This window comes from Moorena sp. SIOASIH (genome assembly GCF_010671925.1).
In the GTDB taxonomy this organism is placed as follows: Bacteria; Cyanobacteriota; Cyanobacteriia; order Cyanobacteriales; family Coleofasciculaceae; genus Moorena.
This window is the reverse complement of sequence record NZ_JAAHIH010000009.1, coordinates 307,064-322,731: the sequence shown is the minus strand read 5'-3', so window position 1 is coordinate 322,731 and position 15,668 is coordinate 307,064. Positions and strand designations below refer to the sequence as shown.

Sequence of the window (15,668 nt, the reverse complement as noted above, 5' to 3'; positions counted from 1 at the left end):
TAAGAATTAAGAATTAAGAATTAAGAATTAAGAATTAAGAATTAAGAATTAAGAATTAAGAATTAAGAATTAAGAATTAAGAATTAAGAATTAAGAATTAAGAATTAAGAATTAAGAATTAAGAATTAAGAATTAAGAATTAAGAATTAAGAATTAAGAATTAAGAATTAAGAATTAAGAATTAAGAATTAAGAATTAAGAATTAAGAATTAAGAATTAAGAATTAAGAATTAAGAATTAAGAATTAAGAATTAAGAATTAAGAATTAAGAATTAAGAATTAAGAATTAAGAATTAAGAATTAAGAATTAAGAATTAAGAATTAAGAATTAAGAATTAAGAATTAAGAATTAAGAATTAAGAATTAAAAATCTAGCGTTTCAAATACTTATGAAGTAAATTCAATGTTCTTACCCCTACTCCCTACTCCCTACTCCCTACTCCCTACTCCCTACTCCCTATTCCCTGTTCCCTGGGCGTAGCCCTATAAAAAATGAGAATAATTAAACTAACGGAGTATCAGCCAGATAAGATCCCACGCTACCAGATTTCAGAATCCGTAATCGATGAATTGCAGCAAAAATACAGTAATCAGGTAACAGTAAATCTTGAATACTCCAAAACCGGGGATTACTGGCAACTAAGCTCTCAAGGATGGGTAGGTTATATTCCCCTAACCAATGAACTGAACATCCAACTCCAGCCGAAAGTCCCCCTAAACAATCTTTTCGGAATGCTGGACTATGCCTATAACCTTAGAAGCTTTCACATTCTAGAGGGGTTGATTGATTGTAAATCTCTAGAAGAATTTTACGATTACCTGGTCAGTATCCTCATTAATGGCATACGCGATCGCATTCGCCAAGGACTCTACCGCACCTACATCCCTACAACTGGTCAACTAGCATACCTTCGGGGGCGTTTGGATGTACAGCAAACTATCCAGAAGCCATGGGATATTAAACTTAACTGCCATTACGACGAACACACTAGTGACATCGAAGATAATCAGATTATCGCGTGGACACTCCACTGTATCTGTCGCACTGGTTTATATAGCGCTAAGGTAAGTCCAATGTTGCGGCAAGCCTATCATGCCCTACAAAACCTTGTCACTCTACAACCTTATAGCGCTAGGGATTGTATCGGACGAAACTATAATCGGCTCAATCAGAATTACCAAAGGTTACATGCTCTTTGCCGCTTTTTTCTCGAACACAGCGGACCAAGTCATCAAACAGGTAGTAATACCATGTTGCCCTTTCTAGTTAACATGGCAAAACTCTATGAACGCTTTGTTGCTGAATGGCTAAAATCGCACTTACCTACTGGCTTTGGCATTAAGATACTCGAAAAAGTAGACATCGACAAGACATTATATTTTTACATTGATTTAGTACTCTACGAGGTGGCGACTGAGAAAACATACTGCATTCTCGATACTAAGTATAAAATCCCTATTAGTCCATCTCGTGATGACTTTAACCAAGTAGTAATCTATGCCATCACACAAGATTGCCAAGAGGCAGTTTTAGTATATCCAGCTCCTTTAACTCAGCCCCTTGATGTTAAAATTCGTGATATTCGAGTCCGCAGCTTGACGTTTTCTCTGGATGGGAATTTGGAAGAAGCTGGTGAATTATTCTTAAAGAAATTAACAGGACTGTAATCATTCACCTCACAGCGGTAGGGTGAATACTTACGGTAATTGGTGATTATCCCTTAGCAATTACCCATTACCAAAAAACAAGAACGATCTTGGAATGGATTCAACAGACTTGATATCATCATTCACCATTCGCGAATTCCTCAAGGCCCTGATGAATAACCACTGGTGTTCCCACAGACGCCCAATCAAATAACCACTCAGCATGATCCACAGCTACATTGACACAGCCATGACTTACTGGCGTACCAAACTTACGATGCCAGTATGCCCCATGGATAGCATAGCCCCGGTGGTAATACATGGCATAAGGTACATTGGCCAGATCGTAATCTGCACCACGCATTCTGTCCTTGCGACGCTTGGATTGAATCGTGAATGTACCAGGATGGGTAGGTGTTGAATCTTTACCAGTGGAGACAATTATTGCATAAACCGGTTGTCTACCTTCCCAAGCAATCAGCCTTTGATTGGTTAGGTCTATCTCAATCCAGCGTTCTTCTGAATCTTGTAGTTCCATCACTCTGGTAGCGATTTGCTCACTCACAGGATTGGTCAACGCTGGTGTTGTCCAGACAGCCAAGGCGATTAGCATCAGTGGGAAACTGGCAAACCAGGTTCTTAAGGGACTTAGCCAGTGGAAAAACATATAACCTTAGCAGTCAATCAAACAAATCACCCATATCATAGCCTCAACTGAGAGAATCAGGGGCTAATCGTTGCTTTAGCTGTTTTGCTCGTTTTGCGATCGCATTCCAATTCCCCCCATCAATCAGGGATTTAGGAAACAAATTCCCAGAAAGACCCACAGCGATCGCTCCGATATTAATCAATTCCTGAGCATTATCTATCGTAACACCACCAGTAGGAATTAACGGGATGTGACCCAGTGGTCCAAGTAAGGCTTTGATGTAACTAGCACCACCGACCGCCTGAATCGGAAACACCTTAACACAGCTAGCACCAGCATCCCAAGCTGTCACAATTTCTGTGGGGGAAAGTGCTCCGGGAACCACTGGCACATTAGCAGCTACCGCTGCTTTAATAACTGCTGTATCTACATGGGGACTAAATATAAACTGCGCTCCAACATCAATTGCCTGATGTAACTGAGATTGGTTTAAGATGGTGCCAGTACCGATGATACAGTTGGGTAATTCTCTATGGAGCTGACTAATCAGCTCAGGAGCATCAGCGCTATTCCAGGTAATTTCAATTAACCGTATACCCCCAGTGGCTACCGTCTTAGCCATCTGATTTCCTAAGGATTTCGAGGATGCTCGAATCACAGCAATTACTCGCTGCTGTCGTAATAGGTTTAACCAGTTATCAGTGATCAATTCTAGTTACCATTAGTTAAGCTCAACACCCTCGTGCGTTCCCGTAGCGTGGCCATAGGCCAATGGTTGGGTTTTTAGCGATGCAGCGCGGTCTTGGGAAGGCAGCGCGGTCTTGGGGGTCTCCCCCATGACCGCGCTGCCGTGGTTTCCCCCACTCGCGCTTTGCATCAAGAAAGGAGGATTTTCCCAGAGACGAAACCTTAGTAGAGGGTCGCCTTACTACAAAACCTTTTCCCTATGCTGCATAACCTGCCGACGCTCATTGGCGACCCTCTACTTACGGTAACTTCAAGCCCTCCGGGCATTACTACTTTCAGGTCGGTAAGTTACGGGTCTCTGACCCGGCTCAGCCTGCGGTTTTTCAGCCTGTACCCTATAGTTCAATTATACTGTGGCGCTAATGTAGCGACAACTTCTTGATGGAAGTTTTTTTACGCCGACTAAACTCGCTGGTCACTTTCATCCCCGATAATCGCGATGCCCGGGCTTTCAGTGTTGGGATTTCTAGTAAAAATGTACCTCAGTAACATGGAATATTTATTGGTCAACTCATAGTTAAGGGTTTAATGACCAACAAAAGAATCCCCAGGCGCAGCAGCCGGGGACAAGTGCTAAAGTATTGGTTTGCTGACTTATACCTAAGGTAGCATCAGAGGTAATTAGATGTAGTAGGTGTTGTTGAACCCTTTAGCTCTCTGGTTTATGGTTAATATTTGGGTCTTCAAAACAGCAATGTCAGAATACAGCCTCTTACCACTGCTCCGAAGTTCCAAAGCGGGTGCATCTTACTTTTGCAAAAATACGACCATTGAAGGCTAAAAAACTTCTAAAGTTCTCTGGGTGATAGATTGACAATTTTGAGATGCTCCCCTCCGAAACTCCTTTCGTCAAAGTGTTATTTCAGCATAACCAGTACGGAAAAAGTCACAGTTTAGTGATTAATTTGCTTATTCTGTAACTAAAATATATTCAGAATCATTATGCCCATGTAATAGCACTTCTTGCGGTTGACTTTCACCGGCCATGTAGGTATGGTTACCTAATGAGTCTGTTCCTAAAGTATCTTTATCTAGCAACTCAACCCTTAGTGACTTTTTGAAAGTTACAGGCTGATTTAGTACCCATACGTCACCTGAAGTCATTTCATGACTTCCTTTAGATGGTATTGATTTTTTAAGTCCTTCATCCACGAAATAGTTAAGGACAACATCGTCTTCCTGACCAATAATATCCTCATGGTTAGAAGTGGTTATGCAGACGACTTCTTTTAAGATAACTGTGTCAGAATCACCGACGCCTGCAAAAGCTGGTTGTGAATTTATAGTAAAAACGACTCCTAATGCCACTGCAAGGCTAAAACAGATGGTTGTAAGATACGAAAACAAAGTTTTGTTTTTCATTATTAGGCCTCTACATTTTTCATTGAACTAAATCAAAGTTGAAATTATTCAACTGCTACTAATTTAAAAAAAAAATTTTTTATTTTCAACTAATAAACCTCATGTAAAACCTCATGTAAAACCTCATGTAAAACCTCATGTAAAACCTCATGTAAAACCTCATAAACCTCATAAACCTCATAAACCTCATGTCAAACCTCATGTAAAACCTCATGTAAAACCTCATAAACCTCATAAACCTCATGTAAAACCTCATGTCAAACCTCATAAACCTCATGTAAAACCTCATGTCAAACCCTGAGGGTGCTCTGCGCCACAAGCATCCGGATAAAAATTAGCCATTAAAAAACCCGACAAAAGCCGGGTGGTCTCTAACTGTGTAACGCTTGGTACTATTCAGAACGCTTCTAATTCGACCAGTTGCTTCACCAAGGCATGTGCCTGACCATATTTTGAATCCTTGCGTCCATTTTTACTGGTAGCCCAGGCAGTCTCAACTGTCTTGGGTATTGAGCGCATCTCAGTGTATAGTTCAACCACAGCACGAGTCTGTAACTCAGTTAAAGCCTGGTTCCGAATATCAGGTAAAGGAAAAAATACCTGTTCCCGAGCTGGGAGGTTAGGTAGATGTTCGATATGCTTAGAGGCATCAATAAATGCTGCTTGTAGCCGGAGGGGTTCCTTCCCAGGTATAACTAGGAACCCATCTCCTTTTCCTAGTAGATGGTTACTAGTTGACACTCCCCGCTTTAAAAAGACGGGGATTCCTAGATCATCGACCGGCCTTAAACCTCCGTGTCCAAATGGCAATATCTAAACCGAAATCCCGTCAAGACTAAGATTTTAGTTCAGTTCACGGGCATACCCAGCGGGCTAGTCTCCTTAAGCGTTCGGTTATTTTTTGAAAAGTGCCTTATCAAGTCCGTTGCTTCCCTGTTTCACCTGGTTTCGGCGTGCCGGAAACGAAACCTTAGAAGAGTGGAGCCTTAATCAAAAAGGTTACAACTGTTTACTCATAGCCGACTAACTATAAAGGCTCCACTCTTCTTACGGTAACTTCTAACCCCGCCGTACCGTTGTTGTCTCAAGTTGTGATCTTGCTGGGTTTACACACCGATTGTTAGTCGTTCCCGTAGCGTGGCCATAGGCCAATGGTTGGGTTTTTAGCGATGCAGCGCGGTCTTGGGGAGCCAGTGCGGTCTTGGGGGTTCCCCCCATGAGCAACTGGCGTGGTTTCCCCCATGAGCGACTGCATCAAGAAAGGAGGATTTTCCCAGAGACGAAACATTAGTAGAGGGTCGCCTTACTACAAAACCTTTTCCCTATGCTGCATAACCTGCCGACGCTCATTGGCGACCCTCTACTTACGGTAACTTCAAGCCCTCCGGGCATGACTACTTTCAGGTCGGTAAGTTACGGGTCTCTGACCCGGCTCAGCCTGCGGTTTTTCAGCCTGTACCCTATACTTCAATTATACTGTGGCGCTAATGTAGCGACAACTTCTTGATGGAAGTTTTTTTACGGCGACTAAACTCGCTGGTCACTTTCATCCCCGATAATCGCGATGTGGGGCTTTCAGTGTTGGGATTTCTAGTAAGTTACGATGGTTTTATACTGGATGCGCGGAAAGTTAATCTATTATGAGCCTCCTTTTGGAACGTGAGACACCACCTCTGCGAGAAGATGAAACCGGAGCGATTCGAGTTGGAAATTCAAGGGTTTTGCTAGAGACTGTTATTCGAGCGTTTCAAGATGGTGCATCCCCTGAGTCTATTGTGCATCGATACTCGACTCTATCTTTGTCCGATGTTTACAATACAATTGGCTACTACCTTCGACACCAAGATGCGGTAGAAACATACTTAAATCACAGAGAGCAGTTAGCTGAATCAGTGCAGCAACGTTTGTCTAGTATCCAACCTGATCTCAGCTCAATTCGTACCCGTTTGCTATCTCAGCAGAATCAGTAGAAACGGTTATGCTGAGTTTGCTGAGCGATGAGAATTTTAAAGGTGACATTCCAGGTAATTGAAAATGGCTCGATTCCTGGCTGATAAAAATTTTAATGTGTCTCCATGACAGCAATATGTCACTGATGACCAATAATTAGTCACTGTACAATTTGGTAACTACTCGGTAATTTATGCTTAAAAGCCCGTGACGAGGATTGAACTCGTGACCTCACCCTTACCAAGGGTGTGCTCTACCACTGAGCCACACGGGCTAGATTAAAATGATTGGATTTAGATTATTGGTTTGATTTAGCCTATTCTACTTTGGCCAAATTTACTCTGCCAAGGTATCAATTAATCAGCTTTTGATTTACCGACGCTAAACCAGTCATGGTAATTAGTTAACGGTTAACGTCAGCCAATTTTATGCTGACTTATCAAAAGTATATTTAGGTTATATCCCAAACCATTGTGGTGGGCCGGGCTGGATTTGAACCAGCGTAGGCATAGCCAACGGATTTACAGTCCGCCCCCATTAACCACTCGGGCACCGACCCTTTTAGCTCACATTTATAAATGTTAGCACAGCTTTTAGGAATTGTCAATTTTTTAAGGAAATCGACCGGAATTAGCCAATGCTGTAAGCGTTGTGCAATGCCCACCAGATCAGAACGCTGATACTGCCCAAAACCAGAATTGCTGAAATAACAACGGCTGTGGGGCTATCAGCTCCTTTAAACTTCATGATGCCACGATTGAGGTCTGACATAGTTTGTCGCTCCTGTTTGAGTTATCAGGGATCTAACCAACAAGTCGATTATAGCCAGGGCTAGATCAGGGGGAAATTTACCGATTAACCTTGGTATACTCAGCTTTGAGCGGTTATACTCGGCTTTTAAAGTGATATCACTACTGAAAACCTAGACAAAACTATAGGAAAAATTTATAAATTATATAGGATTTTATTGTGAAAGTATTGCTATTAACCTTGGCAGTGCTAGTCAGTTCCTTGGTAGCGCTAGAGGTCGGTTTACGATGGCTGCTCGGCTTCGGTAATCCCCTGATTTATGTGGCAGATGAGGAAATTGGCTACTTGCTAGCCCCTAACCAAAGCACTAGACGGTTTGGCAACCGCATTGTCATTAATGAATATTCCATGCGCAGTCCCAGCACGACTCCTCAGCCACCCCTATCCATGCTGCGGGTGTTCCTACTGGGGGATTCTGTTGCGAATGGGGCTTGGTGGACAGACCAAGACCAAACCATATCAGCACTGCTCCAATCTCAATTAGAACTATGGCTGACCAAAGACGTCTTACCAAGTCTAACCAAGGAGAAACCATTTGAAACAGTGGAAGTCCTTAATGCTTCTGCTAATTCTTGGGGTCCACGAAATGAGTTAGCCTATCTACGACGCTTTGGCACCTTCAACGCCCATGTAGTGGTATTACTGATTAATACCGATGACTTGTTTGCTACAGCACCGACTTCTGTACAAGTCGGACGCGATCGCAATTATCCCAGCCAAAAACCTCTCCTAGCCATAGCTGAGATCTGGAGTCGCTATCTCCTGAGAGCACCAGCTATTCCTGAAATGGAAGCAGTCAGAGCGGAACCAGGAGACCGGGTTGGCTTTAATCTCAAGGCCATTGGGGAAATTAAGACCCTAACTGATGCTGCTGGAGCCAAGTTAGTGCTAGGGATGACCCCCCTACTCCGGGAAATTGGCACCAAAGGACCTCGTGACTATGAGTTAAAAGCCCGCAAACGCTTGAGTGACTTTACTCAAGAGCAAAACATTACTTATCTAGATTTTTTACCAGTGTTCAATAACACCGAAAAACCAGAAATACTTTACCGTGACCACATTCACCTTAGCCCCCAAGGAAATCAGAAAGTCAGTGAAGTTATATCAGCTCAGGTAGCTTCATCAGTTATCACACTTTTGACACTCCCCATGCCTAGAAGGCAGGGGATTCTTGGCTCACAGACCCGTCTTGCTCAACCAGGCCGGAACCAGGAAGAGTAGAGGACAGATCTCCCCAAGCGTATTTGGTCTATGACCCAGGTTTCGGTGTGCCCCACCGTACCTTTTTTTTTATATAGATAGATAGATACTTTTTTAATCTAATTTTTTTCATAGACATTTAAGTCGTTCTCTTGATGCAATAGCGAGTGGGGGAAACCCCCAAGACCGCGCTGCATCGCTAGACCAAATTACGCAATATGCATCTGATACATATTTTTTACGTTGCCTACTTATTTTTAGATAGTATTTATCTAGCTTTTTAGTTTATCGTTTATAATCTCAATTTAACACGCTCTGTGAAAACTGTCAAGTTTTAGCTGAAAACGAAAGCCGTCCTATAAGGATTTAAAGTTACCGTAAGAATAGTGGAGCCTTATTTAATAAGTTTTAACCTTTTTGCGCGAGACCGACCCACCTTAAAGGCGACCCTCTCTAAGGCGCGCGTCTCTAGGGGCGCGATTACCCAATTTTTTCGGTAATGGCAAAAGGGACAGGGGAAAAGGTTGATCGCAAATCCGGATTCAAGACCCCCTGTTGAAGTCAGTCTGTCCAGGCAGACTTTGTACTCTTCGAGAAGGCTTCACCTACCTATAGCCGCGACTTTTAGTCCTCATGGCTAGAACGGATTTATCAAAGCGGATTTGGCTGATTGGTTCCTTACCCCCTTGGGCTCCCCCTAATGTCGGTCAGTTACCACTGCAACTGACCCATCAATCATCAACAACAAATCAACAATAAGTTATTAACACGGAACTGTCATGACGGAAGTATGGAGTTTATGATTCCCATTGTCTACGTTGTGCCAAACTTGACCATCAAGAGCCATCTGCTCAATCAAACTTGCCAAGCGCAGTGCTTTTAGGGCTTGTTCACCCCCGACAGAAGGTTGATTACCACCCCGTACACAATTGACAAAGTGTTCTAACTCAGCATGGAGTGGTTCAATATTACTGGTATAAACCTTCTCAATCAAACCATCCTGTCGGTAAAGCACTTGACCATAGTCGGTCATATAATTGGCAGTGGTTTGCCGATGAATTAGAATCTCATTATTGAGGAAATCAGCTTCCGTCAGAGAATTTTTGCAATGGGCAGCGATGCGACGGATTTTTCGGTGTGTCACTTTACTTGCCGTGACGGTACCAACAATACCATTGGCAAACCCCAAGGTAGCAGTGACGTAATCTAAATACCCGGAATCAGAAGCACGGCTGCCACTAGCGGTTAACCTTGTCACCGGTGAGGCTACCAATTCTAGTAATAGATCTATATCATGAATCATGAGATCCAAAACCACCGAGACATCATTGGCTCGGTCAGAGTAGGGACTCATGCGATGAGCTTCCACAGCTAGCAATTGTTCTGTCTTCAGAACTTTGCTCAGTTCCTGGAAAGCTGGGTTAAAACGTTCAATATGTCCAACTTGGAGAATACATTGGGACTCTGCTGCTGCATTCACTAACGATTCTGCCTCAGCAATACTAGCGGCAATCGGTTTTTCAATTAAAATATGCACTCCAGCTTGTAGACAAGTCATCCCGACGTCATGATGTAGACGGGTCGGTACTGCAATGCAAACCGCCTCTACATAGGGAAGAAGATCGTGATAATCTTCAAAAAAGCGAACACGGTACTTACTGGCAATATTTAAACCACGCTCGACGTTAATGTCTGCCACACCCACAATTTCAACGTCTTTGAGAAGACTCAAAACTCGGGCATGATGTTGTCCCATATTGCCAACGCCAATCACACCGATTTTGATTGGCTGCGGTAAGTTGCGCTGGACTTGATGATCTCGATGTCTTTGATAAGTACTATTCTGCACTCTTTTTTGCTCCTCCACCACTGGTAATAAGTCGATTTACTTAATCTAAGTCGCCTTAAACCATCCAGATAGTACCACAGCAACTATAAATGTGAAGAATTTCAAAGCTTTGTCCATCCCACTCAGGCTAAAAGAACCTTTAAAACATGTGTTCTATACTTATTGTGGTTTGACGAAAGATGGAACACTAACTATATGTGTCAGTTTGTGGGTTGTCTGTTGACAGAGCAATGAAATTATTAATTGGTAGTTGTAGTAACAGTGCAAAACGTTTGATTAGGCATTATCCTGATGAGACTTGTGATATCTGGTTGGATCATGTCTAAGAAAGTAATTGTGTTGTTATCTGGAGGTTTAGACTCTGCTACAGTTTTGTATCAATCAGTAGGAGACGGTTATGAGTGTTATGCCCTTTCCTTTGATTATCAGCAGCGACATCGACGAGAACTCAAATCAGCGTACGCAATTGCTACTGCAGCAGGTGTTAAGGAACATCAGGTAGTCAGGTTTGACTTACGGCAGTGGGGAGGTTCAGCGTTAACCGATGATAACCTTGACCTACCCAAGGAGCGTAGTCTAGAGCAGATGTCTCAAGAAATCCCCATTACCTACGTTCCAGCCCGTAACACGATTTTTCTGAGCTTTGGCTTATCCTATGCAGAAGCAATTGGTGCTGAGGGAGTCTATGTGGGTGTCAATGCCTTAGATTATTCTGGGTATCCAGATTGCCGTCCGGATTATATCCAAGCAATGCAGACAGCTTTTGATTTGGGGACGAAACAAGGTAGGGAGGGCAATGGAATTAAAATTGTCACTCCTCTGATTGACCTGAAAAAAACCGAAATTATCAAATTAGGCAATCAGCTGGGTGTCCCTTGGGAAAAAACCTGGTCATGCTACACAGGTAACGATCTAGCTTGTGGTGTTTGTGATGCTTGTCGGTTGCGATTGGCTGCCTTTGCTGAGTTGGGATTGGACGATCCACTTCCTTATCAGGAAGGCTGAGTGCCTCAGTGTGAAGGGTGCTGAGTAAGCTGAGTAATCAGTGTGTCCGTAGAACAAAAGGGATTTTCATTCCTGTTGGATACTAGGAGAATTGATTTAGCCGATTGTTACGTCTGGCGTAGATACGGTAAACCCCTGTATCTGCCAACGATACTTCTTGATCAATCACTAACTGGTAGCCTTTCCGTTGGAGTAAGTTTGTGATCTGCTTTAGTTTTATCCCTGCTGTAATCTGATCAATCTCCATCACAATTTGCTGAATTTTTTCCCAATCCTTTTCCTTGATGCCAGCCAGGATATCTAACTGAGGTTGATCAGCATTAACTTTGAGTAAATCAATTTTTTCAATGTTCTGTTGATGAATAATACTAGAAATAGTCTTTGAGTGGTTGGAAAGTCCAAAATTGAACACTTTGGCATTGGAGCCATACAGTGATGCATTGATCTGCAACAGTTCAAAAACGTCTGGTAAGGCTTCAAAGGAGAATAGTCTGGCATTTTTACAGATTTGCTGGGCAAACAGGGTGAACATACCGATGTTTGCCCCTATATCAAAAATACAATCGCCATCATGGATAGTTATGCCATGTTTAATGTAGGTCTTGTTTTCAAATATTTCTTGATATAACTCATCAGTTTCTTGCTCATTTTCATGAACAATTACTAAATTGTTTGGTAATTGGTAATCGTTATGATTAGCTAGCAGTGCCTCGGCTTTAAGAATATCAAAATTGGTAGCTAACCTTAGGTTAGAGTGATTTGGTGATAATGGCTGATTGGCAGGAGACTTGATCCAGTCTTCAAAACTCGAGCAGATGACAGGGCACCCATTTCTATTCGTAGATAGTAGACTAGAATGATCAAGAATTTGTTCAACGGATTGATGAGATTTTGATAAGTTAATTTTGGATGGAATTTTCAGTTCTTCCATCCATAAGTTAAGAGATTTATTTAAGGGTTCTGCTGTCAGGGTAGCTGTTATTTTAATAGTTATTTCAGATAGTTGATTTGCGTTTAATACCATAGGTATTTTCGTTAACTATATTGATTAAACTGCACAGTAATATCACTAATTATGACTAGTTATCTCGACAGAGATATTACTGACTTACTTATATAGTAGTAAAGCACCCTGATTGAAATTTAGTTAATTATAGCAATCCTAAGCAATCTTAATTGAAATTTCATAAAAATCATAAAAATTAAGAAGACTCTGGCGATATTATTCCCCCTCTATTTTCTGTTACTCCTCTTCCTAATCTAATCATTTCGACATGGATTGCTATGGCAGTACACTTAAGAGTAAATAAACTTGGCGTAAGTATTCAGCTATCAGCACCTCAAGTATCAGCCTATGGGATACCCGAAAATCACAGCGTCGAAGCCTGTGCCACCCTACTTGAGGTGCTATCAGCTATCAGCTTTGGGCCTGTGGCCACGCTACTTGGGGTGCTTATAGGTGATTGGGAACACTACTTGAGGTGGTTTTGAATAAAATAAGCTGACGGCACCTCAAGTAGCGTGAGCTTTTAGCTCACGGCATTAGGCTGAATGCTTACAACTTGGATCTATACAATATTGACTCATACATGTTAGTAATTGGTTGCCATTTTGGCAAAATTTGTGGTTAGCAGGAAGGAGAGGCCGTGGGCCACGCTACGCGAACAGAGATTCTGGAGCAGGGATAAAATACCGATGACCAGCAATATGTGGATCAGTAAGGATGAAGAAAACGATGACGACGAATCATACTATGAAGATATTTATAGTTACTGGTTTAACTTTGATTAGTTTTACAATATGCGATCGCGTCCAATCAAAGCATCTATTGTGAATCCAATGGTGTCCTTTAGCTCAAGCTCTGACCGAAATTCAAGGAAATCATTATGATTCCAAATGCTGGGAGTGATTTTCGGGATACTCTGGGGGTTCAAACCGAAGTATATTTCATAACCGATAGGTTGAAATCAATTTAATAGGTTGACGGTTGACGGTTGACGCTTGAGTGTCAGGGATAAACGGTCAAAAAAAAATTAAACTAGTGACCTCAAACAATCCAAAACGGAACTAGATATAGTTAACCATCTTCAATATCTCAATATCTCAATTGATTTAAAACTCCCGTTTAGGATACTTGTTTTACTTGCCAATCAAGTATATAATAGTGAATGGAAATCACATCAATTTTAATTCTAACTGTTGAAACTCTTCTTAATAACCAGGCTCACTGGTCTTTTCTTGACACTAAGCGTAACTAGTTGGTCAGGAGTCAGCAGTCAGCTCTGGGCTATGAGCTTCTCAAGATAAAGATAGGTGTCCACAATAGCTCATGTCTTCCTTCCTGTTGAGATAGGTACTACGGAATTATTCTGATCAGCAAATTCAGCACCATGTCACCCACAGAAGCGGTTGTCGGGCAAAAGCGATGCAGCGCAGCCATTGGGGAGCAAGTGCGGTCAAAGGGAGGCAGTGCGGTCAAAGGGAGGCAGTCGGCCAAAGGGGGTTTCCCCCACTCGCGCTTTGCCGTGGTCTCCACGGGGCAAACAGCGGTGCGGACGCAGGTTCCGCACACAGACCCATGCGCCATGAGCAACTGCCGTGGTCCCCTCACTCGCGCTTTGCATCAAGACAATGTCACCACAATGTAACCAAAAATGTCACAAAGAGTACTCATCAAGGGTACCCTCAAAAACAACACTTGCCAGCATACTAGATATATAAGTAAGCATGTATCAGTAAGCCCACGCACAACAGTCTTTTTCCCCGAGCTAGACTGTTTTACCTCTCAAGGTGTAAGCTTAGCGGGAACTGGTAAGGGGTTCAGTCATTCATGTATAAAAGGTACAATAATCCCGCCGATGGCGGAGTATAACGACGAGTAAAGTAGAAAAAGACACAATAAATGCAGATTTTCTTTCTGATCTGGTTGGGACAACTAGTATCCCTTCTGGGGTCTAATCTTACCGAATTTGCTCTGGGTGTTTGGGCTTACCAGACCACTGGTTCAATCACCCAATTTGCCCTAATTTCTTTATTTATTCACCTACCAAATATTATAATCTCACCCATAGCTGGTACATTCGTAGACCGGTGGAATAGACGCTGGGCAATGATTCTCAGCGACTCCGTGGCAGGGGCTAGCACACTGGTGGTTATGGCTCTGGTGTTCTCGGGCAGGTTAGACATTTGGCACATTTACCTAGTCGTGGCAATCAGTTCAACGTTTAAGGCTTTCCAGTTGCCAGCCTATACAGCAGCTACGACTCAGCTGATGCCTCAAGAACATCTTAGCCGTGCTAATGGCATGATGCAAGCCTCTAGGGCAACTGCCAAGATTCTTGGACCGACATTGGCGGGTGTGCTGCTGGAGACCATCCACTTGCAGGGAATTCTATTAATAGACTTCATCACATTCATCTTTGCCTTAGCGACATTGCTAAGCATTCAGATTCCCCATCTCCAGTCTATCCATCACACTCATCAAAAGCAAGCCCACTTCTCTCAACTGCGCCAAGATCTAGTATCAGGCTGGCGTTACATTGCCAAACGCCAAGGACTACAAGGGTTGCTGATGTTCTTTGCCGTGGTCTACTTCAGTATGGGTATTCTTCAGGTGTTGTTCTGGCCACTGGTGTTAAGTTTTGCCTCCAGTGCTGAACTTGGGGTGATTTTATCTATTGGCGGTTGTGGGATGCTGATTGGTAGCTTGGTCATGACTACCTGGGGAGGACCCAAGCCCAGGATATACGGTATTTTTAGCTTTGTAATCCTGCAAGGCTTGTTCTTACTTTTAGGTGGGTGCCGCGCTTCTGTGAGCTTGGCTGCTCTTGGGGCCTTTGGTGTCTTATTTGCTCAACCCATTATCGTTAGCTGTAATCAGACTATCTGGCAGAACAAAGTCCCAGCTAATCTGCAAGGACGGGTCTTCGCCTTACAACTGGCCATCGAAAACTCGTTATTGATCCTTGCCCACATGCTAACCGGACCGTTAGTCGATCATGTTTTAGAACCGATGATGGCTACCGATGGATTGTTAGCAGGTAGTATTGGGCATATCATTGGAGTTGGTCCAGGGCGTGGGATGGGCTTGCTGTTACTGTTGATGGGAATTCTGAACATCCTGGCAAGCTTTATCGCTTATCGATATCCACCCATACGGCGAGTGGAAAAGGAACTGCCGGATGCGATTCACCCTAACTTAGGTTTAACTAGTTCCAGTAGTGTTTGATAGCAAATCCGCTCCAAAAACCCTCTTTATGATTCCAGCATTCTTTCTCCTGTTCTCCTGAAGCTCCTGAAGCTCCTAAAGCTCCTCATGCTTTTTGCTTAAAAAGGGGGTAATTAACCCGGATTTGGTATGAAACGTTTCCTAACTTCTGGGATGGGTTAAGTATTTGCAAAAATATACTGATCATGGTTCAGGGCAATATCGGGAAGATAGAGAAGATT

Annotated in this window: 14 protein-coding genes and 2 tRNA genes; 5 read left to right on the top strand and 11 right to left on the bottom strand. The window is 42.8% G+C overall.

Translation table 11 applies throughout. The annotated features are described in order from the left end of the window. Positions 1-492 precede the first annotated feature (492 nt). Positions 493-1,668: a restriction endonuclease gene (locus F6J90_RS40895; protein ID WP_293107869.1), complete on the top strand. Its 1,176-nt coding sequence runs from the start codon at positions 493-495 to the stop codon at positions 1,666-1,668. 118 nt (positions 1,669-1,786) lie between these two features. Here F6J90_RS40895 and F6J90_RS40890 read toward each other — a convergent pair whose 3' ends face one another. The 5 genes from F6J90_RS40890 to F6J90_RS40870 form a co-directional block, all read right to left on the bottom strand. Continuing rightward, positions 1,787-2,260, bottom strand: a complete 474-nt coding sequence (locus F6J90_RS40890; protein ID WP_293107867.1) for a L,D-transpeptidase — start codon at positions 2,258-2,260, stop codon at positions 1,787-1,789. 97 nt (positions 2,261-2,357) lie between these two features. After that, the gene (locus F6J90_RS40885) at positions 2,358-3,005 is read right to left on the bottom strand and encodes a bifunctional 4-hydroxy-2-oxoglutarate aldolase/2-dehydro-3-deoxy-phosphogluconate aldolase (RefSeq protein WP_293107864.1); all 648 of its coding nucleotides are present in this window, start codon (positions 3,003-3,005) and stop codon (positions 2,358-2,360) included. 947 nt (positions 3,006-3,952) lie between these two features. Continuing rightward, a complete protein-coding gene (locus F6J90_RS40880; RefSeq protein WP_293107861.1) occupies positions 3,953-4,405 on the bottom strand; it encodes a hypothetical protein in 453 nt (150 codons plus the stop codon). Positions 4,406-4,801: 396 nt separating this feature from the next. Beyond that, positions 4,802-5,146 carry a hypothetical protein gene (locus F6J90_RS40875; RefSeq protein ID WP_293107859.1) on the bottom strand — a complete coding sequence of 115 codons (345 nt, stop codon included), beginning with the start codon at positions 5,144-5,146 and terminating at the stop codon, positions 4,802-4,804. A gap of 379 nt (positions 5,147-5,525) precedes the next feature. Further along, positions 5,526-5,648, bottom strand: coding sequence for a hypothetical protein (locus F6J90_RS40870; protein ID WP_293107856.1), 123 nt, complete (start codon positions 5,646-5,648; stop codon positions 5,526-5,528). A gap of 397 nt (positions 5,649-6,045) precedes the next feature. Between F6J90_RS40870 and F6J90_RS40865 the strand changes: the two genes are divergently transcribed. After that, positions 6,046-6,375, top strand: coding sequence for a DUF433 domain-containing protein (locus F6J90_RS40865; RefSeq protein WP_293107854.1), 330 nt, complete (start codon positions 6,046-6,048; stop codon positions 6,373-6,375). Between the two features lie 182 nt (positions 6,376-6,557). On the opposite strand, the gene F6J90_RS40860 is transcribed toward F6J90_RS40865, so the two are convergent. The 3 genes from F6J90_RS40860 to F6J90_RS40850 form a co-directional block, all read right to left on the bottom strand. Further along, positions 6,558-6,629 (bottom strand) — tRNA-Thr (locus F6J90_RS40860). Between the two features lie 200 nt (positions 6,630-6,829). Beyond that, positions 6,830-6,914: transfer RNA gene (locus F6J90_RS40855), tRNA-Tyr, on the bottom strand. A gap of 71 nt (positions 6,915-6,985) precedes the next feature. Beyond that, positions 6,986-7,126 (bottom strand): hypothetical protein, encoded by a 141-nt coding sequence (locus F6J90_RS40850; protein WP_293019812.1) that lies wholly within the window; start codon positions 7,124-7,126, stop codon positions 6,986-6,988. A 198-nt stretch (positions 7,127-7,324) separates the two neighbouring features. On the opposite strand from F6J90_RS40850, the gene F6J90_RS40845 reads away from it, so the two are divergent. After that, positions 7,325-8,386, top strand: coding sequence for an SGNH/GDSL hydrolase family protein (locus tag F6J90_RS40845; RefSeq protein WP_293107851.1), 1,062 nt, complete (start codon positions 7,325-7,327; stop codon positions 8,384-8,386). Between the two features lie 742 nt (positions 8,387-9,128). Here the strand turns inward: F6J90_RS40845 and F6J90_RS40840 are convergent. Further along, the gene (locus F6J90_RS40840; RefSeq protein ID WP_137985761.1) at positions 9,129-10,214 is read right to left on the bottom strand and encodes a Gfo/Idh/MocA family oxidoreductase; all 1,086 of its coding nucleotides are present in this window, start codon (positions 10,212-10,214) and stop codon (positions 9,129-9,131) included. Between the two features lie 318 nt (positions 10,215-10,532). On the opposite strand from F6J90_RS40840, the gene queC reads away from it, so the two are divergent. Continuing rightward, positions 10,533-11,219 carry a 7-cyano-7-deazaguanine synthase QueC gene (gene queC, locus F6J90_RS40835; protein WP_293107845.1) on the top strand — a complete coding sequence of 229 codons (687 nt, stop codon included), beginning with the start codon at positions 10,533-10,535 and terminating at the stop codon, positions 11,217-11,219. A gap of 82 nt (positions 11,220-11,301) precedes the next feature. On the opposite strand, the gene F6J90_RS40830 is transcribed toward queC, so the two are convergent. Together F6J90_RS40830 and F6J90_RS40825 are read right to left on the bottom strand one after the other, a co-directional pair. After that, positions 11,302-12,243: an FkbM family methyltransferase gene (locus tag F6J90_RS40830; RefSeq protein WP_293107842.1), complete on the bottom strand. Its 942-nt coding sequence runs from the start codon at positions 12,241-12,243 to the stop codon at positions 11,302-11,304. Between the two features lie 1,432 nt (positions 12,244-13,675). Then, entirely contained in the window at positions 13,676-13,843 is a 168-nt protein-coding gene (locus F6J90_RS40825) for a hypothetical protein (RefSeq protein WP_293107839.1), read from the bottom strand. A 278-nt stretch (positions 13,844-14,121) separates the two neighbouring features. Here F6J90_RS40825 and F6J90_RS40820 point away from each other — a divergent pair, with 278 nt between their 5' ends. Further along, positions 14,122-15,447, top strand: coding sequence for an MFS transporter (locus F6J90_RS40820; RefSeq protein ID WP_293107836.1), 1,326 nt, complete (start codon positions 14,122-14,124; stop codon positions 15,445-15,447). Positions 15,448-15,668 lie beyond the last annotated feature (221 nt).